The sequence below is a fragment of the Candidatus Pelagibacter sp. Uisw_121 genome (assembly GCF_047722545.1).
Classification (GTDB): domain Bacteria; phylum Pseudomonadota; class Alphaproteobacteria; order Pelagibacterales; family Pelagibacteraceae; genus Pelagibacter.
This window is the reverse complement of the sequence record NZ_CP159816.1, coordinates 704,009-729,563: the sequence shown is the minus strand read 5'-3', so window position 1 is coordinate 729,563 and position 25,555 is coordinate 704,009. Positions and strand designations below refer to the sequence as shown.

Genomic DNA, 25,555 nt, shown 5'->3' with positions numbered 1-25,555 from the left:
TCTGATACAACACCCCTAGGTTGAATATGAAAAATTGGAAAATAAATAGCTGGAGAAATTATCCTGTAAAACACATTCCTGAATATCCTAATCAAAAAGATTTGGATGGTGTTTTAAGTAAAATTAAAGATTTTCCCCCATTAGTTTTTGCAGGTGAGACAAGACACTTAAAAGAACAACTTGCAGATGTTGTTGATGGAAAAGCTTTTTTATTACAAGGTGGAGATTGTGCAGAAAGTTTCGCAGAATTTCATCCTGATAATATTAGAGATACATTTAAACTAATACTGCAAATGTCGTTAGTACTTACTTACTCTGCATCATTACCAGTTATTAAACTTGGAAGAATTGCTGGCCAATTTTCAAAACCAAGAAGTTCACCTGTTGAAAATATTGATGGTGTTGAACTGCCTAGCTACCTAGGAGATAATATTAATGGAATGGAATTTAATGAAAAATCAAGAGTTCCAGACCCTAAAAGACTTTTTAAGGCATATTCTCAGTCTGCATCAACCCTAAATCTTATAAGAGCATTCTCTCATGGAGGTTTTGCTGATCTTAAAAAAGTACATACCTGGAACTTGGGTTTTATTAAGAACTCTCCAGCTGCTAAAAAATTTAAAGATTTAGAGGACAGAATAGCAGATGCATTAGCATTTATGGATGCATGTGGAATTAATTCAGACTTTAATAGAAGATTAAAAACAGTAAACTTTTGGACTTCACATGAAGCCTTATTACTTCCTTTCGAACAAGCAATGACAAGAGTAGATTCTACTACAGGCGAATATCATGATACATCAGCTCACTTTGTTTGGATTGGCGATAGAACCAGACAATTAGATGGAGGACATGTAGAGTTTTGCAGAGGAATTGAAAATCCAATTGGAATTAAATGTGGACCAACATTAAAAGCAGAAGATTTGATAAATCTTTGTAATAAAATTAATCCAAAAAATGAAAAAGGTAAAATAACTTTAATTTCTAGATTTGGACATGAGAATGTTTCTAAATTTTTACCAAAATTAATTAGAGCAATTAAAAAAGAAGGTTTAAATGTAATATGGTCATGTGATCCTTGTCACGGTAATACAATTAAAGCTACAACTGGATTTAAAACAAGACCTTTTAATAGCGTTGTTAAAGAAGTAAAAAATGTTTTTGAATGTCACCAAAGTGAAGGAAGTTATGCAGGTGGATTGCACATTGAAATGACGGGTCAAAATGTTACAGAATGTACAGGTGGTGCTCAGAAAATATCTGATCAAGATTTATCTAGCCGTTACCACACTCATTGTGATCCAAGACTTAACGCTAATCAAGCATTGGAGTTAGCTTTTTTGATTTCTGATGAGATTAAAAAAAATGCTGCATATTCTAAAAAAAATATTAAAGCGGCATCTTAAGCCATTGTATTAAATACAATTTTGTTTAAATTTTAGATAATGAAACCATTAGAAAAAGCACAATTTATAAGCAATTGGATTAAAGATTATGTAGAAAAGATGCCAAGCAAGGCTCAATCTTTAATCATTGGAATTTCTGGAGGAATAGATTCCTCTGTATCAAGCACATTGAGTGCAATGACGGGTATAAAAACAATTGTTTTGTCTATGCCTATTAAACAAAAATCATCACAACATGACTTAAGCTTAAAACACCAAGAATGGTTAGTTAAAAATTTTGATAATGTTGAAGCACACACGCTAAATTTAGATAAATTATTTGAAACATTTGAGGGTACGCTATCCAATTTTGATAATGAACATGGCATGGCTAATTCTAGAGCAAGAATTAGAATGACCACTCTTTATCAAGTTGCTGCTGCAAACAAAGGTATTGTAGTCGGTACTGGAAATAAAGTTGAGGATTTTGGAGTAGGGTTTTATACGAAGTATGGTGATGGTGGGGTAGATATTTCCCCGATTGCAGATTGCAACAAATCAGAAGTATGGGAAATAGGTAAATCCATCAATATTCTTCAAGAGATAATTGATGCTGCTCCAACGGATGGATTATGGGATGATGGTAGAACTGATGAAGGTCAGTTAGGTCTTAGATACGAAGAATTAGAGGAAGCAATGAATAATGTAAATTCAACAAATCGTGAAAAATACGAAAAAATAAGAAATATAAACTTGCATAAAATGGAGCCAATTCCAGTTTGCAAGATTCCCAACTAATCTAATAGATTCACAAATCTATAATTAAAGTATAATTCTAAAGTAATGAATAAAGATATTTTTTTAACAAACAATTTAAGTAACAAAAAAGAAAAATTTGTTCCCTTAGATAAAGAAAACATTGGCATGTATGTTTGTGGTCCAACTGTTTATGATAACCCACACATAGGTAATGCAAGACCTCTTGTCATTTTTGATATTTTATACAAAGTTTTAAAATCAAAATATGGGTATGATAAAATAAATTATATAAGAAACATTACTGATGTTGATGATAAAATAATTAAATCAGCAAAAGAAAAAAATATTTTAATATCTGAACTAACGAACAATGTTATTAAAGATTTTAATGATGATTGTAATTATTTGAACTTAGATAACCCAACACAACAACCAAAAGCTACAGATCATATTAATCTTATGATTGAAATGATATCATCTTTAATAGAAAAAGATTTTGCCTACGAGGCAAATAATCATGTTTACTTTGAAGTAAGTAAATTTACAGATTATGGAAAATTATCGAATAAAAAATTAAAAGATTTAATTGCAGGGTCTAGAGTAGAAGTTTCACAGAACAAAAAAAAATCTGAAGACTTTGTTTTGTGGAAGCCTTCTAAAGATGATGAGCCTGCATGGGATTTGCCCTGGGGCAAAGGAAGACCTGGTTGGCATTTGGAATGCTCTGCGATGTCTAAGAAATATTTAGGTGACATATTTGATATTCATGGAGGTGGAATAGATTTGATTTTCCCTCATCATGAAAACGAAATTGCACAATCAAGATGTGCTAATGATACTAAAGTCTTTGCAAATTATTGGATCCATAACGCATTTATTACCATGTCCAATGAAAAAATGGCTAAATCTACAGGCAACATAATAAAGATTAAAGATTTTAAAGACAAAGTTGATGGACAAGTTTTAAAACTTGCTCTCATGAGTGCTCACTACAAACAACCATTGGACTGGAACGAAAAGCTACTAGAAGATTGTAAAAATACTATTGATAAATGGTATGAAGTTTATTTACCATCAAATGAAAAAACAATTTTAAATGAAGATATTTTATCTCCGTTATATGATGATTTGAATACACCTGGTTACATTGCAAAGTTACATCAACTTTATGACAAAGCTATAAAGGGAAGTAACGAGGAGAAAAGTTTATTTGTATTAGCATGTAATTTCATTGGTATTTTAAACAAAACAAAAGAAGAATGGATTGAATTTAAAAAGAAAAAATCATCCATTAATGAGGGTGAAATTTTAGAAATGATTGCTTTTCGAAATAAAGCAAGAGAAGACAAGAATTATAAAGAAGCCGATATTATTAGAGATAAGCTATTAGATAAAGGGGTTTTAATAGAAGACAAAGATGGTAAAACAATTTGGAAACTAAAATGAGTAAAGAACAACTTTTTATATTTGATACAACGTTAAGAGATGGTGCACAAACACAAGGTGTAGACTTTTCAGTAGATGATAAATTAAAGATTGCCTTAGCTTTAGATAATTTAGGTGTTGATTATATTGAAGGTGGTTGGCCAGGAGCAAACCCTACTGATACTGAATTTTTTCAAAAAAAACATTCATTTAATAATGCTAAACTAACATCATTTGGGATGACTAAAAAAACTGGTCGTAGTGCAGATAATGATCCAGGTCTATCAGCGCTTATTAATTCAAACACACCAGCAGTTTGTATTGTGGGAAAATCTTGGGATTTTCATGTTGATATAGCCCTTGGTATTTCTAATGAAGAAAACTTAGAAAATATCAAAGAGACAGCAAAACACTTTGTGAAAGAAAATAAAGAATTTATGTTTGATGCAGAGCATTTTTTTGATGGATACAAAGCTAATCCCAATTATGCTTTATCATGTCTTAAAGCAGCATTTAATGAGGGAGCACGATGGATTGTTTTATGTGATACTAACGGCGGAACCTTACCTCATGAAGTTACAAAAATTATAACAGAAGTTTCTAAAACTATACCTGGGAAAAATTTAGGTATACACGCTCACAATGATACAGGTAATGCTGTTGCTAATTCTTTAGCTGCAGTTTGGGCAGGGGTTAGACAGGTGCAAGGAACTATCAATGGTTTAGGTGAAAGATGTGGTAATGCAAATTTAATGTCATTAATTCCCACTTTTTTTTTAAAGAAAGATTTTGCAACTAAATTTCAATTAAAAATTAAACCAGATAATATTAAAAAATTAACAGAATGTTCTAGGTTATTAGATGAGATTTTAAATAGAAAACCTAACAAACATCTTCCATATGTTGGTGCTGCTGCTTTTTCTCATAAAGGAGGCCTTCACGTTTCAGCTGTTCAAAAAGATCCAAGAACATATGAGCACATTAATCCTGAGGAAGTTGGAAACTCTAGAAATATTGTAGTTTCTGATCAATCTGGAAAATCAAATATAATTTCAAGATTAAGAACTATTGGTATTGAAATAGAAGAAAGTGATCCTAAAATTAGAAAACTTTTAGATGAAGTAAAAGACAGAGAATTTATTGGTTATAGTTATGATGGAGCTGATGCATCTTTTGAATTATTAGCAAGAAGAATTATCAGCAAAATACCAAGATATATATCAATTAAAGAATATGATGTTTCTGTCAAAAAAGATTCATCAGGAACAATTGTTTCTTTAGCAAAAGCACAGCTTGAAGTTGATGGTGAAAAAATTATGTGTACTGGTGAAGGAAATGGTCCAGTTAATGCATTAGATAATGCCATTAGACAAAATGTAGATCGATTAAATAAATATTCAAAATATTTAAAAGATCTAAAATTAGTTGATTATAAAGTTAGAATTCTAAATACAGGTACAGAAGCGATTACCAGAGTTTCAATTGAAAGCACTGACTCAAAAGGTAAAAATTGGTTTACCATTGGTGTTTCAGCAAATATAATTGATGCTTCATTAAAAGCATTGGTTGATAGTTTGGATTACAAATTGTTTAAAGATAATGCTCCAGCAAGTCTTTAATGTCATTCAATAATATTTCATTTATTTTACATCAACCTCAATTATCTGAAAATATTGGAGCTTGTGCTAGATCTATTAAAAACTTTAACTTTAAAAAGTTAGTTATTGTTAAACCAAAGCCTATTTTTCCAAATGATAAAATTCTAGCAACATCTGTTGGTGCAAAAGATCTAATTATTAGTGCTAAAGTATATGAAACTTTAGAATCTGCTGTAAAAAAAGTTGATTATGTTATTGCAACATCTGCAAGATTTAGAAATAAAAACATTAAACACATTACTTTAGAAGATTTAAAAAAGATTGATTTTAATAAAAAAATTGCTTTTTTATTTGGTTCAGAGGCGTCTGGCTTATCCAATAATGAGATTAGTTATGCTAATTACACTATGCAAATACCAACTAATCCTGATTTTAAATCTTTAAATTTGTCTCACAGTGTCATTATTATTGCTCACACAGTAGCAAGTATCATTAAATTAAAGGGTGCAAAGTATTCTAAATCAAAAAAAGTAACTTTAGCCAACAAGAAGGATATTCAGGCAATGACTAACCTATGCATCAAAAAATTAGAGGAAAAACGCTTTTTTAAACCTTTGGAGAAGAGACCTATTATGATTGAAAACTTAAGAAGCATTTTTTCTAAAATGGAGCTTTCAGAGAAGGAAACACGTATTTTATCCAGTGTATTCGCAAGTTTGTCTAAAAAAGGTTGATTGACAAAATAATGAGTGAGTTTATAAACCCACGTATCAAATGACAAAAAGAATAAGTGCTAAACACAAAATTGACAGAAGGTTAAAAATTAACCTATGGGGCAGACCCAAAAGTCCCTTTAATAAAAGAGATTACGGTCCTGGACAACATGGGCAAGGCAGAAAAGGAAAACCATCTGATTATGGAATTCAACTGCAAGCTAAACAAAAATTAAAAGGTTACTATGGTAACATAAACGAAAGACAGTTTAGAAATATTTATAAAAAAGCTACCATGTTAAAAGGAGATACTGGTGAAAATTTAATTGGATTACTTGAAAGAAGATTAGATTCAGTAATTTACAGGGCAAGATTTTCAACAACTGTGTTTTCAGCTAGGCAACTTATTAATCATGGACACGTAAGAGTTAATGGTAAAAAAGTTAATATTGGAAGTTATGTTGTTAAAGAAGAAGATATAATTGAAATTAGAGATAAATCTAAACAGTTAGCTATAATTGATATCGCATTAGCTAGCAAAGAAAGAGAAACTCCAGAATATATTCACTTAGATGAAAAAAATAAAAAAGTTACTTTCGTAAGAACACCTAAGTTTGACGAAGTTCCCTACCCAGTAGTAATGGAACCTAATTTGGTGATTGAATATTATTCAAGATAAAAATTCTTGATGAGCAAAATCAACTATGATGGTTTTGAGCTCGAAACATTCGATAGAGCAAAAAATTTTAGAAAATATCAAATTTATTATTTAAAAAATTTTATTAAAGATCCATTTTTAGAAGTTGGTGCAGGACAAGGTGGGTTAGTGAATTTATATAAAAAATTCACAAATGATATAACGTTATTAGAACCTGATAGTAAACTTTTTCACTTTTTAACAAAAAAATTTAGAAAAAAAAATATTAAAATAAAAAATCAGACTATAGAAAAGATAAGGTCTAAATATCAAACAATAATTTATTTTGACGTTCTTGAACATATTAAAGATGATTTAAAAGAAGTAAAAATAGCCTCAAAAAAAATAAAAAAAAATGGACGTTTAATTTTTAACGTTCCAGCACATCAGTTATTTTATAACGAATTTGATAAAGCGGTTGGTCATTTTAAAAGATATAATAAAAAAGATTTTAGGGATATTGAAAAAAAAACTGACTTAAAAATTGAAAAATTAATTTATTATGATTCAATTGGTTTATTGTTCTTAATATTAAACAAGATATTTAAGTTAAAAGAGACTAATTTAAAAAATAAAATATATTTTTGGGATATGTTAATACCATTATCAAAAATAATTGATAAGCTTACTTTAAATAAATTTGGGAAATCTCTTCTTTGTGTATTTACAAAATGATTGATAAAAGTAAACATTCATTTAGGTTTTTTTTTATTATTTATTTATTTATTGGTACCTACTTAAGTTTAACCACCGGTATATCCCATGATGAATATCACGAACAATTAAATTGGGAAAAAAATATTGAAGGTATTATTAGTTTTTTAAGTACTGGTGAGTACAAAAATTTGATTAATTACATTGATAAATATCATGGGGTTGGTTTTCATTATATTTCGATACCATTTCAAAAGTTATTTAACGGGATCGTTTATGATATAAATGATATTTCTCAATATGGATCTTTACTTGTAGCAAAACATTCAGCTATTTTTTTTATATTCACAATTTCTGGTTATTTTTATTTTTTAATTAACTTCAAAATATCTCAAAATTTATTGTTCTCAAAAATATCAACGATTATTTATTTACTATATCCCTATATTTTTGGGCATGCACAATTTAATCATAAGGATATTCCATTTTTATCATTTTGGATAATATGTTCATATTTTTTTCTACATATTATTGAAAATTTATACTTAGATAAAAAGATTAAAATTAAATTACTTTTCTTTCTTTCTTTTTTTTCTGCATACTTGGTTAGTATAAGAATTACAGGTTTGATTATTTTTATTCAATATTTTATTGGATTTGTTGTACTATTTAATTTTAAAAAAATTAAATTTGCAAATTTGATTTATAAAAATATATCAAATATTTTTATAACTATTTCTTTATTTCTGATTTTTGTTTATTTCTTTAATCCAATTATGTGGCACAATCCATTTGAAATTGTTAATTCATTAAATTGGATGGGTAAATATTATCATAATATTTGTACCCTTACGCTTGGTGAATGCATGAAAGCTTTAAATTTACCATCAAGTTATTACTTTATTTGGCTATTCTTTAAGTTACCAATAATTGTGATTTTTGGTTTTTTCTTATTTCCATTTTGTGAAAATAAAATTTTTAATAATAAAGATGTTTTAGCACAAATCTACTATCTGGTTTTTTTAATTACCCCATTGTTGATTATTTTAATTTTTATACTTAAAGATGTTGCGATTTATGATGAGATTAGACATGTTATGTTTTTGATACCATTAATTTTTATAACCTCATTGTTTAATATTTATATCTTTAATAAAAAAATATTTTATTCATTATCTTTTTTAACTTTACTATTTTTTATTTTAGAAAATATAAACTTAAAACCATATCAATATACTTGGCTTAATTCTTTTGCTAAATTTACTGACATAGAAAAAAATTTTGAAATTGATTACTGGGGTTTAAGTAATAAAAATTTACAAAAGGAAATATTCAAAGACTTTCAAACAAGAAATTTGAATAAAAATATTTGCGTTTTCGGAGATATTTATACTAAAGAGTTTTTAAGCAATAATAATTTTAGTTGTTTTAAAAACTATTCAGCGATTGATGCTGAAAAGAATAGACCTTTTTATGCATATAAAAATGTTAGAAACGTTAAAAGATCTGACCCTAAAGATTGTGAGTTAATTTGGAATGAAGGCTATAAGTATACTTTTTATAAAAAAAAAATTAGCACAGCAACTTTATGGTTCTGTGATTAGTTTTTACTAGCTTCTTCTAATTCTTTTTTTATTTTGTTTAAAAAAGTATTAATTAATTTAGCATCTTCTTTTGAAAGGTATCTTTCTTTTTTAATGCCTTTATTAATTTCTTCTCTCATCTTATTGACGCTTTCTTTACGTCCTTCTTTAGATGTGAAATTGTTTATTTGATTAGAGTATTTGCTTATTTGTTTTCCTATAGTGAACTCATAAATAAGTATTACTGCTATCACAGAAATTATTATTTTGTATATAAATGATTTCACTTAGTCTTTTTTTTTAAAATTAATTCCTTTATCCTCAAGTACTTTCTTGAGTTCACCGTTTTCATACATTTCTTTAACAACGTCGCAGCCACCAATAAATTCACCTATTGCTCCTTTGTTTTGATTGTTAATGTGTGAAGTACGTTGCTCATTTTTTATTTTTAAAGACCTATATACCATTAATTATATTGTTAATCAAATTAGGGAAGATACTTTTATGAAGATATTAGTACTAAACTTATTAAAAAAATATTTCTCAAAAAGATTGAGAATACTTTTATATGATTACATTTTAAGATATTTATTTTTTAAAAAACCTCAATATAATTGAGAAATAATCTTGGGTGTATTTAATATAAATTTATCATATATTTTAGTTTATAATAAAAACTTTTATGAGTGGTTAGATGCAGTTAGCAAGATATTTAGATAATCTATTTCATGAAGATGGCTTTCTATTAATCGATGCAAACTCGAATAAATACATCATAGGCACACCAAAAAATAAAGTTCCAATTACGGTTAAGATTTTAGATAAAAAACTGCATTATAAATTATTATTTCGTCCAGATTTATATTTTGGAGAGGCTTATTCTAATGGAGATATAAAAATCGAAAACGGAAGTTTGTCTGATTTTTTAGATATAGCACTTATGAATATTGGAAGAGATGAGTTAAATTTTTTTAGTATGCTAATAAATAAATTTTATGGCTCTTATAGATATTTAACAAATTTTAATTTTATAAAAAAATCTAAAATGAATGTTGCTCATCACTACGATCTTTCAGATGATTTATACAGTCTATTTTTAGATCCCAAAAAACAATATTCATGTGGATATTTTAAAAATGAAAATGATACTCTAGAAGATGCTCAAAATAATAAAATTCAACACATAATAAAAAAACTAAACATACAACCAAATCAAAAAGTTCTTGATATAGGTTGTGGATGGGGATCTTTAGCTATGGATATTGCTAAAAATACAAACTGTGAAGTTACTGGAATTACTTTATCCGAAAATCAGTTTAACCATTGTGTTAAAAAAGCTAAAGAGCTTAATTTAGAAAATCAAGTTACTTTTAAACTAATAGATTACCGTCAACTTAATGAAAAATTTGATAGAATTGTAAGTGTTGGAATGTTCGAGCACGTAGGTAGGAAATTTTATAAAAATTTTTTTGTGAAAATTAACAAGTTGCTTAATAATGATGGTGTTTCTTTGGTACATACTATTGGTTCAGTTAATCCCCCTAGAGACCCACACCCCTGGATAACTAAATATATTTTTCCAGGTGGTTATACACCCAGTCTGAGTGAAGTAGTAACACCTATAGAAAAAGCTGGATTAATTGTATCTGATATAGAAGTTCTTAAACTACATTATTCTCATACTCTAAGACACTGGAAGGAAAATTGTATAAAAAATAAAATCCAAATAACCAACATGTTTGATGAAAAATTTTTTAGGATGTGGGAGTTTTATTTAGCTAGTTGTGAAAGTGCTTTTAAATGGGGAGACCAAGTGGTTTATCAGTTCCAGCTAACAAAAAATTATATCTCAACACCCACTACTAGAGATTATATTTATAAGTAATAAATTATTTCTTAAAATTAATTCCTTTATTCTCAAGTACTTTTTTGAGTTCACCGTTTTCATACATTTCCTTAACGATGTCACAGCCACCAATAAATTCACCTTTGATATAAATTTGTGGAATAGTAGGCCAGTCGCTAAATTCTTTTATACCTTCTCTTAAAGCTTGAGATTCAAGAACATTAATCCCTTTATAATTTACGTCTAAAATTTTTAACATATTTGATGTAGCCATAGAAAATCCACACTGAGGAGCATTTGGTGTTCCTTTCATAAACAAACATACTTCGTTGGTATCAATATGACTTTGAATTAAATTTTTTGTGCTATCGTCCATTATTGTTCCTTTGTTTTAATTGCTAATGCGTGAAGTTCGTTGCCCATTTTTCCTTTTAAAGAATTATATACCATTTTGTGTTGTTCAATTTTACTTTTTCCAGAAAATTGACTTGAAGTAATTGTTGCTGAGTAGTGATTGCTATCTCCTGCTAAATCCTGAATTTCTATTATAGCATCTGGTAAAGCTTCTTTAATAAGTGTTTCAACCTCTTTTATATCCATTGCCATTTTAATTGTCCATGTAGTTAGTTAGCCAATTTGTATGTGATTTAATCAAATCGTCAATTGATACTTTTGTCTTATCGTCAATTATTAAACAATCATCATTTACTGATCCAAGTTCATCAAAATGTACTGAGTTTTCTTGAAGTATTTTAGTAGTACTATCAAGATCAATTTTACTAATTTCAACAATGTACCTTCCTTGATCTTCACCAAATAAGTATTCGAACTGATTAATTAGGTAATTTGGTTTTTTTAGTGTTGCACCTTTTTTACCCTTGATACACATTTTAGAAAGAGCGGTGATTATTCCACCTAAAGAAACATCATGCGCTGATTTAATAAATTTTTGATCAATGAGTTTTAATATTGTGTCACCATTATTTTTTTCATTGAAAAGATTGATTTCAGGTGGTGGTCCATTTTTTTCATTTAAGATATCTCTAGCAAATAAGCTTTGATCTAAGTGGCCTTCAGTTTTACCAACAACTAAAAGTATATTATCAGTTTTTTTTAAGTCCATTGTAACCATGTTTTGGTAATCTTTAATTAATCCAACACCACCAATTGATGGAGTGGGTTTAATACCAATATCTTTAGTTTGATTATAAAAAGAAACATTTCCAGACACTACTGGAAACTCTAAGTAAGCGCTTGCTTCACCTAAGCCTTGAACACATTCTACAAACTCACCCATATTTTCTTCATTTTCAGGACTACCAAAATTTAAGCAGTTAGTAATTGCAATTGGTTTTGCACCAACTGAAATTAAATTTCTCCAACTTTCACAAACAATTTGTTTTCCACCACTTAAAGGATGAGCCCAACAATATACGGCTGATGAATCAACAGATGCTGCTACAGCTTTATTAGTTCCATGAACTCTAACGACACCTGCATCTCCACCGGGTTTTTGAATAGTGTCACCCATCACAGTGTGATCATACTGTTGCCAAATCCATTCTTTACTACAAACATTTGGGCTGGACAATATTTTGTTTAAAATATTTTTTACTTTTAGAGTTTTAAATAACTCTTTTTTAATTTTAATTTTTTTAGGTAATTTAGCTTTTTTCCATTTCCGATCATACATAGGTGAGTTCTTAACTAATGTGTTAACAGGAATGTCTGCTACTTTTTTTTCATTAAAATAAAGTTCAATTTTTTTACTTTTTGTTGTTTTACCAATTACAGCAAAGTCCAAATTCCATTTATCAAATATTTTTTTAGCCATTTCTTCTTTGCCGCTCTCTAAAACAATAAGCATTCGTTCTTGGCTTTCTGATAACATGATTTCATAAGGTGTCATGTTTGCTTCTCTACAAGGAACTTTATTTAAATTAATTTCAATTCCTAAATTACCTTTTGAAGCCATCTCAATACTTGAGGAAGTTAGACCTGCTGCACCCATATCCTGAATTGCTATAATTGAATCTCCTGCCATCAACTCTAAGCAGGCTTCTAGTAAAAGTTTTTCAGTAAAGGGGTCACCAACTTGAACAGTTGGTTTCTTTTCTTCAATTTTATCATCAAAAGAAGCTGATGCCATGCTAGCACCATGAATTCCATCACGACCAGTTTTTGACCCAACATAGATTACAGGTTTATCTAAGCCAGCTGCTTTTGAATAAAAAATTTTATCTTTTTTAACAAGACCTAAAGTCATTGCGTTTACTAAGATATTACCATTGTAAGACTCGTCAAAACTAGTCTGACCAGCAATTGTTGGAACCCCCATGCAATTACCATATCCACCTATACCCTGAACAACTCCTCGTAATAAATTTTTAGTTTTTTTATGTTGAGGCGAGCCAAAATGAATTGAGTTTAAATTTGCAATTGGTCTTGCACCCATTGTAAAGACATCTCTCATAATTCCACCAACACCAGTTGCAGCACCTTGATAGGGTTCAATAAATGAAGGGTGATTGTGACTTTCAATTTTAAATACTATTGCATCGTCATCCCCAATATCAATAACACCAGCGTTTTCACCAGGTCCTTGAATTACATTTTTTCCTTTAGTGGGTAAGTTTTTAAGATGGAACCTTGAAGATTTATAGGAACAATGCTCATTCCACATTGCTGAAAAAATCCCTAGTTCGGTAATATTGGGAACTCTTTTTAATAAATCACATATTTTTTTATACTCATCTTTTTTTAAGCCATGATCTATTGCAAGTTGTTCATTAACTATCATTATTTTAAATTATTAATTAAGTTTTGAAAAAATATTGAACCATCTTCACCTGATAGAGCAGGGTCTATCATTCTTTCTGGATGAGGCATCATTCCTAAAATATTTTTTTGTTTATTAAATACACCTGCTATATTTTGTAATGAACCATTTGGATTTGATTGTTCATTAATATTTCCGTTTTTATCTGAATAAAATAAAGCAATTTGATTATTGTCATTAATTTCTTTAATTTGATCATTAGAACAAAAGTAATTTCCTTCATTATGAGCAATGTGAAACTCATAGACATCTTTTTTATTATCTTTAAAATAAGAGTTATCTTTATTGTTAGCTTTAACGAAAACATTTTTGCAAATAAATTCTAGGTATTTATTTCTAAGCAGTACACCTGGCAACAAACCAGATTCAACTAAAATTTGAAAACCGTTACAAATCCCCATAACCTTACCACCACCTTGAGCAAAGTTTAAAACAGATTTCATAATTTTTGATTTTGATGCCATGCTTCCACATCTAAGATAGTCTCCGTACGAAAAACCACCTGGTAAAACTACTAGATCACTTTTTGGAAGTTCAACATCATCATGCCAAACCATTTTATTTTTAAAGCCAAATTTTTTTAAAGCAACATCCATGTCTCTATCACAATTAGATCCAGGAAAGGTTATTACGGATGAATGCATTATTTATTATTGTGATCCAATAATTTTAAAGTCTTCTATTACTAAATTGACTAAAAGCTTTTTACACATTTCTTCAACTTTTGCTTCAGCTTTTTTTTGATCATTTTCTTTTGTATCAATTTCAAAATATTTTCCTTGTCTTACTTCATTGATGTCTTCAAATCCCATACCATCTAAAGTCTGTTGAATAACTTTACCTTGAGGATCTAAAACATCTTTTTTTAAAGTTATAACTACAGATATTTTCATATTATTTTCTTTTTTTAACTGATCTTAACTTTGTAACATTGACAGCACTTAAGTTTGATTGCTCATGTAATATACCAAGTCTTTTAGCAACTTCCGTATAAGCTGGAATTAAATCACCCAAGTCTTTACGAAATCTGTCTTTATCTAGTTTTTTATCAGTAATACTGTCCCACAATCTACAAGTATCAGGGCTAATCTCATCAGCTAAAATAACCTCATTTTTACCATTTTCTTTAAGCCTTCCAAACTCAAGTTTAAAATCAATTAGTTTAATCCCAACACCCCTGAACATTCCAATCATAAAGTCATTAATTCTTAGAATCATTTTTTTAACTTTTTCTAATTCAGATTTTGTAGCCCAATCAAATGCCAAAATATGCTCTTCTGCAATAAGTGGATCACTTAAATCATCATCCTTTAAACAATATTCTAATAGAGGTTGCTTTAAAACTGTTCCATCTTCAATACCTAGTCTTTTAGTAATAGAGCCTGTTGCAACATTACGAACAATAAACTCAATAGGAATAATCTCTACCAATTTAATAATTTGTTCTCTCATGTTTAATCTTTTAACTAAATGATTTTTAATTCCAATTTGAGTTAGGTTTGATAAAATGTGTTCTGATATTCTATTGTTTAAAACACCTTTACCTTCAATAGTTGATTTTTTTAAATTATTAAAAGCTGTGGCATCATCTTTAAAATACTGGATAACCAAATTTTTATCAGATGTTGCGTAAATTATTTTAGCTTTACCTTCGTATAATTTTTTACCTTTTTTCATTATTTAAAAACTCTTCTAAAGATTAAATCTACATTTTTAAAGTGTGATGAATAATTAAATATAGCTCTCAATCTTTTTGAAGAAATTTTAGCCATTATGAATTCATCATTTGATATAACATCAAATAAATTTAGATTTTCCGCAAAACATTTTTTTGCATAGTTTTGAACCATTTTGTAAGATTGCTCTCTACTTAATCCTGATTTTGTCAGCTCTAACATTACTTCTTGTGAAAAAATTAAACCTTTAGTTATATTTAAATTTTCAATCATCTTTTTTGGATAGACAATCATTTTATCTAAAATATTACTAAGTCTAGCTAAGGCAAAATCCAAAGTTATGTTAGCATCAGGACCAATATTTCTTTCAACACTCGAGTGAGAAATATCTCTTTCATGCCAAAGAGCAATATTTTCTAGGGCAGGGATAACAGCACTTCGAACCATTCTTGCAAGACCTGTTAAATTTTCACTTAAAATTGGATTTTTTTTATGAGGCATTGCCGATGAACCTTTTTGATCCTTTGAAAAAAATTCTTGCACCTCATAAACTTCTGTTCTCTGTAAATGCCTAATTTCAATTGCAACTCTTTCAACTGATCCAGCAATAATTCCAAGTACAGAAAAATAAAAAGCATGTCTATCTCTTGGTATTACTTGTGTTGATATAGGCTCAACTTTTAAACCAAGTTTTTTTGCTACATGTTTTTCAACATTAGGATTAATATTTGCAAATGTGCCAACAGCACCAGAGATCGCACATGTTGAAATTTCATCAATTGCATCAACTAATCTTTTTCTATTTCTCTTAAATTCCTCATAAAATGAAGCTAATTTCAATCCAAAAGTGATAGGCTCAGCATGAATTCCATGACTCCTACCCATACAAGGAGTGTACTTATATTTTTTGGCTTGTTTCTTTAAAACCTTTAAAATTTGATCGATATCACCAAGTAAAATTTTACCTGATTGAACTAACTGAATATTTAAACTGGTATCCAGAACGTCAGATGAGGTCATACCTTGATGAAGATATCTTGCTTTAATTCCTGCTTTTTCAGTAACAGAGGTTAAAAATGCTATTACATCATGCTTAACTTTAATCTCTATTTGGTGAATTCTTTTGACATTTATTTTAGCTTTTTTCTTAACAATTGATGCAACACCTTTAGGAATTTGACCTAATTTTTCCATGGCTTCGGCTGCCGCAACTTCTACATCAAGCCAAATTTGGTATTTATTTTCTTCTGACCATATGTCAGTTAGCTGTTTTCTAGAATATCGTTTAATCATTAATTATAAGTAAGGAGGCTTAGAATAACCTTTAACAGATTCTGTAAAGATTTCATAACCATTTTCAGTAATACCTAGGGTATGCTCAAATTGTGCTGATAAAGATTTATCTTTTGTAACCGCGGTCCAGCCATCTTTTAGCATTTTTACATCCCATTCACCGGTATTTATCATAGGTTCAATTGTAAAAGTCATGCCTGGTCTAAGCTCCATTCCTGTGTTTCTTCTTCCATAATGTAAAACATTTGGTGGTTCGTGAAATGTTGTGCTTATTCCGTGACCACAGAAATCTCTAACAACTGAGTAACCTTTTTTTTCAACAAAAGATTGTATTTCATATCCAATGTCACCTAATCTTAATCCTGGTTTTAGTAAACTTATTGCTCTCATCATCGACTCGTATGTAGCATCAATTAAGTTATTAACTTTTACAGGAGTTTTTCCAATACAGAACATTCGACTTGTATCACCATAATGCTCATCAACAATTGCTGTCACATCAACATTTAAAGCATCACCTTCAACTAAAACTCTATCAGAAGGTATACCATGACAAACAACATGGTTTAAAGAGGTACATAATGATTTTTTAAAACCTCTATAAAATAATGGAGCTGAGTAGGCACCATTGTCTCTTATAAATTCATAACCTAATTTATCTATAAATTCAGTAGTTACACCTGGCTTAATATTATCTGTAAGCATATCAAGAGTCCTTGCTGCAAGATTTCCAGCAACTCTCATCTTTTCAAATTTTTCTAAATAATCAGGCATTAATAATTTTAATTTTTTTATCTATTTTAATTTCTTTTGAATTTATTTTACATTGATAAGCCAAAAAGTTAACTCCAGCTTTCTTTGCAAGTAAATAATTTTCATAATATTCTTTATCAATGTCTTTTGCTATTTTAAAATTATCCACACCCTCTATTTGAACTAAGAATAATAGATAGGATTTATAACCTTTTTTAACTGCCTCTATAAGGGTTTTTAAATGTTTTGAGCCTCTAGTGGTAACTGCATCTGGAAACTCTGCAGTTTTTTCTTCTCTAAATAACGTAACATTTTTTACTTCTACAAATATTTTTTGTTTATTTTTTTCAATTAGAAAATCAAACCGTGTTTCTTTATCAAAAAATACCTCAGGCTTAATACTATCATTATTTGTAACTTCTTTGACTAGATTATTTGATAAACCATGGAACGCAATTTTGTTTGCAAAATGGGTGTTAACACCTACTAAATTATTTTTAACTTTAATTATCTCAAGTGTATATTTTAACTTTCTTTTAGGGTCGTCATTTTTAGATACATAAACCTCATTTCCCTCATCCAATAAACCCTTCATGGATCCAGTATTAGGACAATGTGCTGTAACAATTTCTTCACCAATTTTAACATCTGTAAAAAATCTCTTGTAACGTTTGATTAGTTTGCCCTTAATTAAAGCTTTGGTAAATTCCATATTTAAATTGTATATTTAATAATGAACCAAAATACAAAATTTAATGCCGCAATACTTATTATTGGCAATGAAATCCTATCTGGAAGAACACAAGACACTAATACTAGTACAATTGCTCAATGGCTGAATTCAATTGGTGTAAAAGTAAATGAGGTTAGGGTTATCCCGGATATCAAAAATACAATTATTGAGACTGTTAATCATTTAAGAAAAGTTAACAACTATCTATTTACAACTGGCGGTATAGGCCCAACACATGATGATATTACTGCTCAATCCATTTCGAAAGCATTTAATCTTGAGTATGAAATCCATAAAGAAGCTTTTAAAATATTAGAAGCTTATTACAAAGTAGGTGAGTTTAATGAGGGTAGACAAAAGATGGTATGGATGCCACGTAATGCTAACTTAATATTAAATCCAACAAGTGGTGCACCAGGATTTAGTGTTGAAAATGTTTTTTGCTTACCAGGAGTTCCTTCAATTTTAAAATCAATGTTAGGTGGATTAAAAAATAAAATAGTAGGGGGAGATCCAATATTAAGCCGTACAATAAGTTTAAAAACCGTTGAAAGTGAAATTGCAAACTCCTTAACCAATGTTCAAGATAACAATAAAGATGTTGAAATTGGAAGTTACCCTTTTTTTCAAGCAGGCAAACTAGGCGTATCAATAGTAATAAGATCTGAAGACCAACTTAAAATTGATAAATGTAGTTCTGAAATATTAGAGTTTGTTAATCAAAAAAAAATAGAAGTAGTAGTTAGATAATTAAATGCTTTATTTCGCTTATGGAAGTAATCTAAATCATTTTCAAATGAAAAGAAGATGTAAAGATAGTGTTTTTTTAAAAAAAATTAATTTAAATAATTTTAAATTAACCTTTAGAAGTAAATATAGAGCCGCCGATATAGAGCCTAAAAAAAATTCAATTGTTCCAGGAGCTTTATTTGAAATATCTAAAAGTGATGAAAAAAAATTAGACGCTTACGAAGACTACCCAGTTCTTTATAAAAAACATTTTTTTACTTATTATGGTAAAAAAGTAATGACCTATACGATGACTAAAAAAACTTTATTTACATATCCAACAGAGCGATATTTGAGTGTTGTAAAGAGAGGTTATAAAGATTGCAATTTAGATAATCATATTCTTAAAAAAGCATTAAAAGCTTAATTAAAATATTGATATGATTTGTTAACAAAAAGAAGTTGAGTTATAAATAAAAACAGTTAAATAAATGAAAATAGTACATGCCCTCGTGGTGAAATTGGTAGACACAACGGACTTAAAATCCGTGCCTTTTTGGAGTGCCAGTTCGAGTTTGGCCGAGGGCACCACTAAATGAGAGACAAAGTATATTTAGTATTTGATAAAACGAAAACTTCTTTAAAGATTAAATCAATCTTAATTAAAAAAATTAATATTACATCTTTAATAAAATCCAACATAATAATTGTTTTAGGGGGTGATGGCTTCATGCTTCAAGCTTTAAAAAAATTATACAAATACAAAAAACCTTTCTATGGAATTAATTCCGGAAACTATGGTTTTTTGATGAATAAGTTTTCTAATGAACACATTATTAAAAACCTGAATATTTCCAACGGTATAAAAATTTATCCTCTACAAATGACTGTTACTAATAAAAATAATCAAACAAAAAAATCAATAGCTATTAATGAGGTGTCAATATTAAGACAAAGCAAGCAAGCATCATCAATTTCGATTACTGCTAATAAAAAAAATATTATTAAAAATCTTATTTCTGATGGAGTGCTAGTTTCAACACCAGCTGGTAGTACTGCTTATAATTTATCAGCACATGGACCAATTTTAAATTTAGATTCGAGAAAACTAGCAGTCACACCCATTAGTCCTTTTAGACCTAGAAGATGGAGGGGCACAATTGTTAGTGATAAATCTAAAATTTTAATAAAAAATTTAGATACAAATAAAAGACCCATTAGTGCGGTTGCAGATAATTTTGAAGTTAGAAATGCAAAGATAATTAAAATTCAAGCTAATAAAAAAATTAGCTTCGAATTGTTGTATGATAAAAATAACAGTCTTCATAAAAAAATAAAGATTGAACAAACGCGAAAAGAAACTTCAAATAATTAAGTAATGGTGCCCCCGCACGGAGTCGAACCGCGGACCTATTGATTACAAATCAATAAGCTAACAAATTATCCTTTCATTAACTATTGATACTACTTACTTCTAGACTCGCGTCAAGATGAGTTAGCAATTTTCACTACAATATCACTACACATAATTCCATCACCTAGACACCTGATTAACCTTCCTTCAATCTCCTAGAGTTTAATTATCACAAATAGATTCGTTTACACTCCACATCTTATCTAAAATATTTATCTAAATTCCATAATATGATGAAAATAAAGGTTTATTTAACTATTTTAACTGTTGACAGTAAATATATAAATATATATAAGTAATTTATGATACAAAAACCATTAAAACCATTTGAAATAGATCCCAAGGCATTTATTCTAATGGTAGAGTCTTTTATAAAATCCTATCCTCAACATTCTTTAGAATTGAAAGAAATTGCTGAAAAAGGTGAGTTAGAACTTGATAAGCTGGATTATTTTAGTGAAAAAGGAATAAATTTTAATGAAAACAATGTTGATTATGCAGATTACACCGTTTTTTGGAAAAAATACTTAGAAATAGAAGATATTTTATATGGAAACCATTTAATAAAAAATTCTGTTTTTGAAAGCATAAAGCCATCTAATAATAATGCTATTTTTAAAACATTAGGGGTTCAAAATATTTCATATTCATTAGTTGCTTCAAAAGTAGGTATTAAAATTGAACTTTTAATTAAAACTCTAAGATCAGATATTAAGGACAAAAAACTTTTTAATAAATTAATTTTTGATGAAATTAAAAAAAATCAACGTGAATTAAATAATAAATTTAGAAATTTAGTTTGGGATAGGTTGGATAACAGAATGTATTCAAGAATATATTTTATTATTGAGAAACGATCACTAAACAACAAAGTTAACCTCCCAAGACTAACTATTGGAGAAATGACCTTAAAAAATAAAAATAACATATATGATAAAATGAGTATTAATTCAGATAAATTTTTTAAGATTTTTGACCCAGTTTTAAAAAAAATTGACATTAAAAAAATTGAAAAAAAATTATGAAATTCCCACTAGTATACTTTCTAACCGGATTTTACAGTTCGCTAGAGTTATTTGTGAGTACTAGATTTGGGATAAATATTCTTACACAAATAACTCATTGTAATACTTTCTATCTTTCTATGCCAAGGTGTTTTTTTTCATTCTTCATCTTGGTAAAGGAGGAAAGATGGGCATAATCTATTTAATAAAGCCAAAGAAAGAACAATATAAATATATATATAACAAAACAGATTTAGAAAAAAGAATTCAGAAAAATAAATTAAGACCTGGGAATGAAAGAGTTATACCTAAAGCTAATTTTGAAAATATAAAATTTGGTAGATTTAAAGGATCTAAAGACTCGCTCTATAATAGATATAAAATAATTTTTGATGATATAGAATTACGAACTGTAATAAACTTTAGCGATAATGATTGGGAAAAAACAAAAGAATTTGAAAAAATAGTTAAAAATAAATGTTTTGGAAATTACAAAAAATTAATTAATACACTAGAATGGCTAGACGATAAAAATTTAAACATGGATATAGCCGAAAAACTTATATTTACTGAATTTAAAAAGTATATTCTGCAATATAATTAATGAAAACATTTGAAAAATTTTTCAGTAACAAAGTTTCATATGAAAAAATTGATAGATATGTGAACCTTGTTTTCAAAACTTTAGATCCAGATGACGAAGTATATGTTCATTATGAAGAAGAAAATGGATCACAATTTGTAAGAATAGAAGTTTTAGATAGGGTACTGCATTAATGAAAATTTCTCTCGTGGACAATCATTCCATCACCTAGACACTTGATTAGAGGTTTGGTAGGGTTGGATTATGGATATCAAGACAGTATTTGAGAGAATTGCAAAAGAGTACCCTGAAGCAAAAAAACAAAAATTAAAAGACCATCCCTTAACTAAATTTATAAGAACTGAAGTTCCAAAATCATTCAGGGAAGATTTAGGTGAAACTATTTCAAAATATAAAGTTATGGTTGCAAAACATGCCGGAAATTGGAGTAGGGTTGCTTGGATAGTTATATCAGACACTAGAGTAACTGAAAGTGCCGCGAGAGGCTATTATCCAGTTTATTCATTTTTTGAAAATGGAAAAAAAATAATGCTATCATTAGGTCAAGGATACAAGGATATAAAAACTAAATATAAAAAAGAAGCAGATAACATTCTGATCTCCAGAGGAATAATTTTAAAAAATAAGGCAGGTGATTTTAAAAAATATGGTTTTAAAAATGTTCATGGAACTAAAATCACAATAAAGAGCGATAAAGAAAGAGAAGTTTGGGTTAAGTCTTGCGCTTTTGGAAAGATTTATGATGTTAAAAATATGCCATCTAATAATGATTTAATCAATGATGTTAAAAATATACTTAATATTTATGAAAATATTATTCAAAATGGAGGCACTAGTGAATTAATTGAAAATATTGACCCTGAAGAAATAGAAATGATTAAAGATTTAAGTGGTTCAGAAAAAAAAGCATTAAAAAAACATAGAGAACATGAAAAATATTATATTAAAACGGATCCAAAACTTATCAAAAATTTAAAGAAAAAATTTGATTATACCTGTCAAGCTTGCAATCTTAAATTTGAAAAAATATATGGAAACTACAATGATAAACTAGATTATGTTGAAGCTCATCATATTGTACCAAAGGCAGAAATATTAAAAAAGATAGATTTAAATGAAGAGCTAGGTAGAGACGAGAACGATTTTGCAATATTATGTGCTAATTGTCATAGAATGATACATAAATACGGGTGTCCAAGTTTAGATGAATTTAAAGGAAAGATACAAGTAGATTATAAAAACTTTTTAAAAGATAAATGAAAAAACTTTTATTAACAATTTTTTTTGGATTTTTACTAATTGAGAGTGCCTATGCTAAAGAAGTTAATCTATCATGTGAGCTATCTAAATATATTGAAAAAAGATGGGCTCTTGCTGAAGAAGTACAGACACCATTGTCAAAAGTTAGTGCTGCAGATTTAAAAAAACTTACACTTTCATTTGATATGGAAAATGAAAGATTCCTAGGCTCTAATTTAATAGGCCCAGATGAATATAAAAGTGTTACTTTCTCATCGTTGGATAATATGATTTATTTTATGACTAAAGGTTATAAGGCTGATGAAATCGCATATTATGACACTAGGTTAGATAGGCTCACTGGAGAGTTAATAAGAGTTATGCGACCCACAGAGAAAACTTTGCAAGGTCAATTCGAAAATACTGGAAAAGCTGAAATTGGATACGAACAAACTAAAATTTATCAATGCAAACTGGTAGAAAAATTATTTTAATTATTATGAAGAAATATCTATCAATTATAGCTCTAGCTTTATTTTTTAGTGGAAACGCTTATGCTGATGGTAGTTATGAAGCTGCATTTAAAAAAGCATTAGATAATCATCAGTATTATTTCAAACATAAAGGTAAAAGTTACACAACTGATACAAAAGATAAAAAATTTGATTTCTTTGATCATGGGTACAAAGATTACAGATCAGCAGCAAAATATATGTTTGAAAACTATCCTGATGATAAGAGCCGTAGATGTTTCAGGTTTAAGGGAAAACTATGGAGCTTTGATGGTAGGAGAATTAACGATACTGATACTTTTTATACTTATTTAGATTATGACAGAGATGGTTGGCAGAATAAAGTTATAGCTAAATCTAATAATGGTAAGATTGAATTAGTTTTACATGAAAGCAATGGATGTCGTAGGCAAAACACATACTTTAAAATTTTATTTGAAAATGTAGAAGCTTATGATTCAAGAGCAGATTTTTTTGTAGGTCGTGAACACTTAAAAGACATGGCTGTTACTTTAAATATCAACCATTATATAGACAAGGATCTAAATAAAAACGGAAAACAAGAATTATTTATCGATGCTGGTTATGCATTTGGAATGCCTTGGATGGAATCTTATTATTTGTTTGAATATGACGATAATTCAATAGAGCTTGTTAAGAATTTTATAGCTGGTGATTGGAAAGAAAGACTTGGAGTATCCGATCATTTTAATGCAAAATTTGAAGTTAGTGATGATGAATTATCAAAGATTATTATAGAGAAATTTTAAATGAAAAAGACCATCACTACAATATCACTACAACGAGTTCTACTTTCTTCCTTTGTATAGTCTTTGTTCTGTTATTTTTTCTTACAGTTTTTTTTCTGAAGTTTCAAAAAGTGAAATAAGTAAAGGATTGTGTGGTGCCCCCGCACGGAGTTCGAACCGCGGACCTATTGATTACAAATCAATTGCTCTACCAGCTGAGCTACAAGGGCATAACCGATTTCTATTAAGAAATCTTATACTAATCAAGAATTTTTTTTCAAATAACTTAAATGATGAAACACAATCGCTGCACTATTCGAGATATTTAAGCTTTCTACATCTTTATTTATATCAATCTTAACAAAAAAATCTGTGTACTTTCCAGTATGTTCTCTCATACCAAAACCTTCAGATCCAAATAAAAGAACATTTTTTCCTTCCCATTTAATATCTGTAAAGTCTTTTTCTCCCCTTGCGTCAAACCCATAAACCCAAAAATTCTTTTCTCTTAAATTTTTAAGTGTAGAGTTTATGTTTGACACCTCAAAAATGTTGATATGCTCCATGCAACCACTTGCAGCTTTATACATAAGCTTGCTATCAGATGGGAATTGTCTTTCTTTAACTATTAATCCATCTATATGAAATGAAGAAGCGCTCCTAATTAATGATCCAATATTTCTTGGGTCGGTCACTTCATCAATACAAACAAATGTTAATTTATTTTTACCTTTTATAAATTCTTTTAAGTCGGGTTGATCAATATGCTCCACTTCTGCAATGTACCCACCGTGCATAATTTGATCTTTAGAAGTGTACTTATCTAATTCTTTTTTTGATTTAAAATAAACCTTAACATCCTCAAGAACATTTTTCTTTGGGTTTTTTCTATGAATATTTTTTTTACTTTCTTCCGTTAAAAAAACTTTTAAAACCTTTCTTTTTGGGTTTCTTAAAGCCTCAATAACAGCATGTTGACCAACGATTAAAAAAGATGATTTATTCATAAATTATCTTTGTTTTATACGTATTTTCCTCCATTTTCACAGTAAATCTCGTGTTGCAATTGCATAATAAAAATATATAAAACGCATGTTGTTTGAAGCTTTATTGAACAAGGGGACACTTCCCCAAAAAGGAGGGGTTCCAGAGCGGTCAAATGGGGCGGGCTGTAAACCCGTTGACTTCGGTCTTCGAAAGTTCGAATCTTTCCCCCTCCACCACTCAATAAAATTTTTTATAACAATGGAGTGTTATTCTTGATGTTGTGCGGGTGTAGTTCAATGGTAGAACGCTAGCCTTCCAAGCTGGATGTAAGAGTTCGATTCTCTTTACCCGCTCCAAGAAAAA

At 28.8% G+C, this 25,555-nt stretch carries 29 protein-coding genes, 5 tRNA genes and 1 pseudogene; 21 read left to right on the top strand and 14 right to left on the bottom strand.

What is annotated here, in order from left to right:
* Nucleotides 1-26: 26 nt before the first annotated feature.
* Genes ABXT52_RS03960 through ABXT52_RS03925 form a run of 8 tightly spaced genes read left to right on the top strand, consistent with a single transcriptional unit; the run spans nucleotide 27 to nucleotide 8,835 of the window.
* Entirely contained in the window at nucleotides 27-1,406 is a 1,380-nt protein-coding gene (locus ABXT52_RS03960; RefSeq protein WP_415271292.1) for a class II 3-deoxy-7-phosphoheptulonate synthase, read from the top strand.
* Nucleotides 1,407-1,445: 39 nt separating this feature from the next.
* Entirely contained in the window at nucleotides 1,446-2,183 is a 738-nt protein-coding gene (nadE, locus tag ABXT52_RS03955) for an NAD(+) synthase (protein WP_415271291.1), read from the top strand.
* Nucleotides 2,184-2,228: 45 nt separating this feature from the next.
* Nucleotides 2,229-3,590 carry a cysteine--tRNA ligase gene (gene cysS / locus ABXT52_RS03950; RefSeq protein WP_415271290.1) on the top strand — a complete coding sequence of 454 codons (1,362 nt, stop codon included), beginning with the start codon at nucleotides 2,229-2,231 and terminating at the stop codon, nucleotides 3,588-3,590.
* Complete coding sequence (gene cimA / locus ABXT52_RS03945) at nucleotides 3,587-5,188, top strand: citramalate synthase (protein WP_415271289.1); 1,602 nt, start codon at nucleotides 3,587-3,589, stop codon at nucleotides 5,186-5,188. Before cysS ends, cimA begins: the two co-directional genes overlap by 4 nt.
* Nucleotides 5,188-5,901: an RNA methyltransferase gene (locus ABXT52_RS03940; RefSeq protein WP_415271288.1), complete on the top strand. Its 714-nt coding sequence runs from the start codon at nucleotides 5,188-5,190 to the stop codon at nucleotides 5,899-5,901. The genes cimA and ABXT52_RS03940 overlap by 1 nt, the downstream gene beginning before the upstream one ends.
* A gap of 40 nt (nucleotides 5,902-5,941) precedes the next feature.
* A complete protein-coding gene (rpsD, locus tag ABXT52_RS03935) occupies nucleotides 5,942-6,559 on the top strand; it encodes a 30S ribosomal protein S4 (protein ID WP_415271287.1) in 618 nt (205 codons plus the stop codon).
* Nucleotides 6,560-6,568: 9 nt separating this feature from the next.
* The gene (locus tag ABXT52_RS03930) at nucleotides 6,569-7,252 is read left to right on the top strand and encodes a class I SAM-dependent methyltransferase (protein WP_415271286.1); all 684 of its coding nucleotides are present in this window, start codon (nucleotides 6,569-6,571) and stop codon (nucleotides 7,250-7,252) included.
* A complete protein-coding gene (locus ABXT52_RS03925) occupies nucleotides 7,249-8,835 on the top strand; it encodes a hypothetical protein (RefSeq protein ID WP_415271285.1) in 1,587 nt (528 codons plus the stop codon). Before ABXT52_RS03930 ends, ABXT52_RS03925 begins: the two co-directional genes overlap by 4 nt.
* On the opposite strand, the gene ABXT52_RS03920 is transcribed toward ABXT52_RS03925, so the two are convergent.
* Complete coding sequence (locus tag ABXT52_RS03920) at nucleotides 8,832-9,101, bottom strand: hypothetical protein (RefSeq protein WP_415271284.1); 270 nt, start codon at nucleotides 9,099-9,101, stop codon at nucleotides 8,832-8,834. The genes ABXT52_RS03925 and ABXT52_RS03920 overlap by 4 nt on opposite strands.
* Nucleotides 9,102-9,206 (bottom strand): annotated as a pseudogene (locus tag ABXT52_RS03915) (monothiol glutaredoxin, Grx4 family); the annotation flags it as partial.
* 302 nt (nucleotides 9,207-9,508) lie between these two features.
* Between ABXT52_RS03915 and ABXT52_RS03910 the strand changes: the two are divergent.
* Complete coding sequence (locus tag ABXT52_RS03910; RefSeq protein ID WP_415271283.1) at nucleotides 9,509-10,699, top strand: class I SAM-dependent methyltransferase; 1,191 nt, start codon at nucleotides 9,509-9,511, stop codon at nucleotides 10,697-10,699.
* Nucleotides 10,700-10,703: 4 nt separating this feature from the next.
* On the opposite strand, the gene grxD is transcribed toward ABXT52_RS03910, so the two are convergent.
* The 9 genes from grxD to sfsA are packed head-to-tail and all read right to left on the bottom strand — an operon-like array spanning nucleotide 10,704 to nucleotide 17,933.
* Entirely contained in the window at nucleotides 10,704-11,036 is a 333-nt protein-coding gene (gene grxD, locus ABXT52_RS03905) for a Grx4 family monothiol glutaredoxin (RefSeq protein ID WP_415271282.1), read from the bottom strand.
* Complete coding sequence (locus ABXT52_RS03900; protein ID WP_415271281.1) at nucleotides 11,036-11,266, bottom strand: BolA/IbaG family iron-sulfur metabolism protein; 231 nt, start codon at nucleotides 11,264-11,266, stop codon at nucleotides 11,036-11,038. Before ABXT52_RS03900 ends, grxD begins: the two co-directional genes overlap by 1 nt.
* A 1-nt stretch (nucleotide 11,267) precedes the next feature.
* Nucleotides 11,268-13,460 carry a phosphoribosylformylglycinamidine synthase subunit PurL gene (purL, locus tag ABXT52_RS03895; RefSeq protein WP_415271280.1) on the bottom strand — a complete coding sequence of 731 codons (2,193 nt, stop codon included), beginning with the start codon at nucleotides 13,458-13,460 and terminating at the stop codon, nucleotides 11,268-11,270.
* The gene (gene purQ / locus ABXT52_RS03890) at nucleotides 13,460-14,143 is read right to left on the bottom strand and encodes a phosphoribosylformylglycinamidine synthase I (RefSeq protein ID WP_415271279.1); all 684 of its coding nucleotides are present in this window, start codon (nucleotides 14,141-14,143) and stop codon (nucleotides 13,460-13,462) included. Before purQ ends, purL begins: the two co-directional genes overlap by 1 nt.
* Before the next feature lie 6 nt (nucleotides 14,144-14,149).
* A complete protein-coding gene (purS, locus tag ABXT52_RS03885) occupies nucleotides 14,150-14,392 on the bottom strand; it encodes a phosphoribosylformylglycinamidine synthase subunit PurS (RefSeq protein WP_415271278.1) in 243 nt (80 codons plus the stop codon).
* Nucleotide 14,393: 1 nt separating this feature from the next.
* The gene (purC, locus tag ABXT52_RS03880; protein ID WP_415271277.1) at nucleotides 14,394-15,176 is read right to left on the bottom strand and encodes a phosphoribosylaminoimidazolesuccinocarboxamide synthase; all 783 of its coding nucleotides are present in this window, start codon (nucleotides 15,174-15,176) and stop codon (nucleotides 14,394-14,396) included.
* Nucleotides 15,176-16,468, bottom strand: a complete 1,293-nt coding sequence (gene purB / locus ABXT52_RS03875; protein ID WP_415271276.1) for an adenylosuccinate lyase — start codon at nucleotides 16,466-16,468, stop codon at nucleotides 15,176-15,178. Before purB ends, purC begins: the two co-directional genes overlap by 1 nt.
* 3 nt (nucleotides 16,469-16,471) lie before the next feature.
* Nucleotides 16,472-17,242 carry a type I methionyl aminopeptidase gene (gene map, locus ABXT52_RS03870; RefSeq protein ID WP_415271275.1) on the bottom strand — a complete coding sequence of 257 codons (771 nt, stop codon included), beginning with the start codon at nucleotides 17,240-17,242 and terminating at the stop codon, nucleotides 16,472-16,474.
* The gene (sfsA, locus tag ABXT52_RS03865) at nucleotides 17,235-17,933 is read right to left on the bottom strand and encodes a DNA/RNA nuclease SfsA (protein ID WP_415271274.1); all 699 of its coding nucleotides are present in this window, start codon (nucleotides 17,931-17,933) and stop codon (nucleotides 17,235-17,237) included. The genes map and sfsA overlap by 8 nt, the downstream gene beginning before the upstream one ends.
* Nucleotides 17,934-17,954: 21 nt before the next feature.
* Here sfsA and ABXT52_RS03860 point away from each other — a divergent pair, with 21 nt between their 5' ends.
* The 4 genes from ABXT52_RS03860 (at nucleotide 17,955) to ABXT52_RS03845 (ending at nucleotide 20,058) form a co-directional block, all read left to right on the top strand.
* Nucleotides 17,955-18,704, top strand: a complete 750-nt coding sequence (locus tag ABXT52_RS03860; protein WP_415271273.1) for a competence/damage-inducible protein A — start codon at nucleotides 17,955-17,957, stop codon at nucleotides 18,702-18,704.
* Nucleotides 18,705-18,708: 4 nt separating this feature from the next.
* Nucleotides 18,709-19,110 (top strand): gamma-glutamylcyclotransferase family protein, encoded by a 402-nt coding sequence (locus ABXT52_RS03855; RefSeq protein WP_415271272.1) that lies wholly within the window; start codon nucleotides 18,709-18,711, stop codon nucleotides 19,108-19,110.
* Between the two features lie 79 nt (nucleotides 19,111-19,189).
* Nucleotides 19,190-19,274, top strand: a tRNA-Leu gene (locus tag ABXT52_RS03850).
* A 4-nt stretch (nucleotides 19,275-19,278) separates the two neighbouring features.
* Entirely contained in the window at nucleotides 19,279-20,058 is a 780-nt protein-coding gene (locus ABXT52_RS03845; protein ID WP_415271271.1) for an NAD kinase, read from the top strand.
* A gap of 4 nt (nucleotides 20,059-20,062) precedes the next feature.
* Here ABXT52_RS03845 and ABXT52_RS03840 read toward each other — a convergent pair.
* Nucleotides 20,063-20,157 (bottom strand) — tRNA-Thr (locus ABXT52_RS03840).
* 242 nt (nucleotides 20,158-20,399) lie between these two features.
* On the opposite strand from ABXT52_RS03840, the gene ABXT52_RS03835 reads away from it, so the two are divergent.
* The 6 genes from ABXT52_RS03835 to ABXT52_RS03810 all read left to right on the top strand — a co-directional run bounded on the left by ABXT52_RS03835 (nucleotide 20,400) and on the right by ABXT52_RS03810 (nucleotide 24,226).
* On the top strand, nucleotides 20,400-21,122 hold the full coding sequence (locus tag ABXT52_RS03835; protein ID WP_415271270.1) for a DUF4268 domain-containing protein: 723 nt from the start codon (nucleotides 20,400-20,402) through the stop codon (nucleotides 21,120-21,122).
* 166 nt (nucleotides 21,123-21,288) lie between these two features.
* Nucleotides 21,289-21,705, top strand: coding sequence for a hypothetical protein (locus ABXT52_RS03830; protein WP_415271269.1), 417 nt, complete (start codon nucleotides 21,289-21,291; stop codon nucleotides 21,703-21,705).
* Complete coding sequence (locus tag ABXT52_RS03825; RefSeq protein ID WP_415271268.1) at nucleotides 21,705-21,878, top strand: hypothetical protein; 174 nt, start codon at nucleotides 21,705-21,707, stop codon at nucleotides 21,876-21,878. The genes ABXT52_RS03830 and ABXT52_RS03825 overlap by 1 nt, the downstream gene beginning before the upstream one ends.
* A gap of 70 nt (nucleotides 21,879-21,948) precedes the next feature.
* The gene (locus ABXT52_RS03820) at nucleotides 21,949-22,965 is read left to right on the top strand and encodes an MrcB family domain-containing protein (RefSeq protein WP_415271267.1); all 1,017 of its coding nucleotides are present in this window, start codon (nucleotides 21,949-21,951) and stop codon (nucleotides 22,963-22,965) included.
* On the top strand, nucleotides 22,962-23,438 hold the full coding sequence (locus ABXT52_RS03815; protein ID WP_415271266.1) for a hypothetical protein: 477 nt from the start codon (nucleotides 22,962-22,964) through the stop codon (nucleotides 23,436-23,438). The genes ABXT52_RS03820 and ABXT52_RS03815 overlap by 4 nt, the downstream gene beginning before the upstream one ends.
* Nucleotides 23,411-24,226, top strand: a complete 816-nt coding sequence (locus ABXT52_RS03810; RefSeq protein WP_415271265.1) for a hypothetical protein — start codon at nucleotides 23,411-23,413, stop codon at nucleotides 24,224-24,226. The genes ABXT52_RS03815 and ABXT52_RS03810 overlap by 28 nt, the downstream gene beginning before the upstream one ends.
* Nucleotides 24,227-24,358: 132 nt before the next feature.
* On the opposite strand, the gene ABXT52_RS03805 is transcribed toward ABXT52_RS03810, so the two are convergent.
* Both ABXT52_RS03805 and rlmB read right to left on the bottom strand, forming a co-directional pair.
* Nucleotides 24,359-24,435 (bottom strand) — tRNA-Thr (locus ABXT52_RS03805).
* 33 nt (nucleotides 24,436-24,468) lie between these two features.
* Nucleotides 24,469-25,212 (bottom strand): 23S rRNA (guanosine(2251)-2'-O)-methyltransferase RlmB, encoded by a 744-nt coding sequence (gene rlmB / locus ABXT52_RS03800; protein WP_018414179.1) that lies wholly within the window; start codon nucleotides 25,210-25,212, stop codon nucleotides 24,469-24,471.
* Between the two features lie 130 nt (nucleotides 25,213-25,342).
* Here rlmB and ABXT52_RS03795 point away from each other — a divergent pair.
* Nucleotides 25,343-25,428 (top strand) — tRNA-Tyr (locus ABXT52_RS03795).
* Nucleotides 25,429-25,474: 46 nt separating this feature from the next.
* Nucleotides 25,475-25,548: transfer RNA gene (locus tag ABXT52_RS03790), tRNA-Gly, on the top strand.
* Nucleotides 25,549-25,555: the final 7 nt, after the last annotated feature.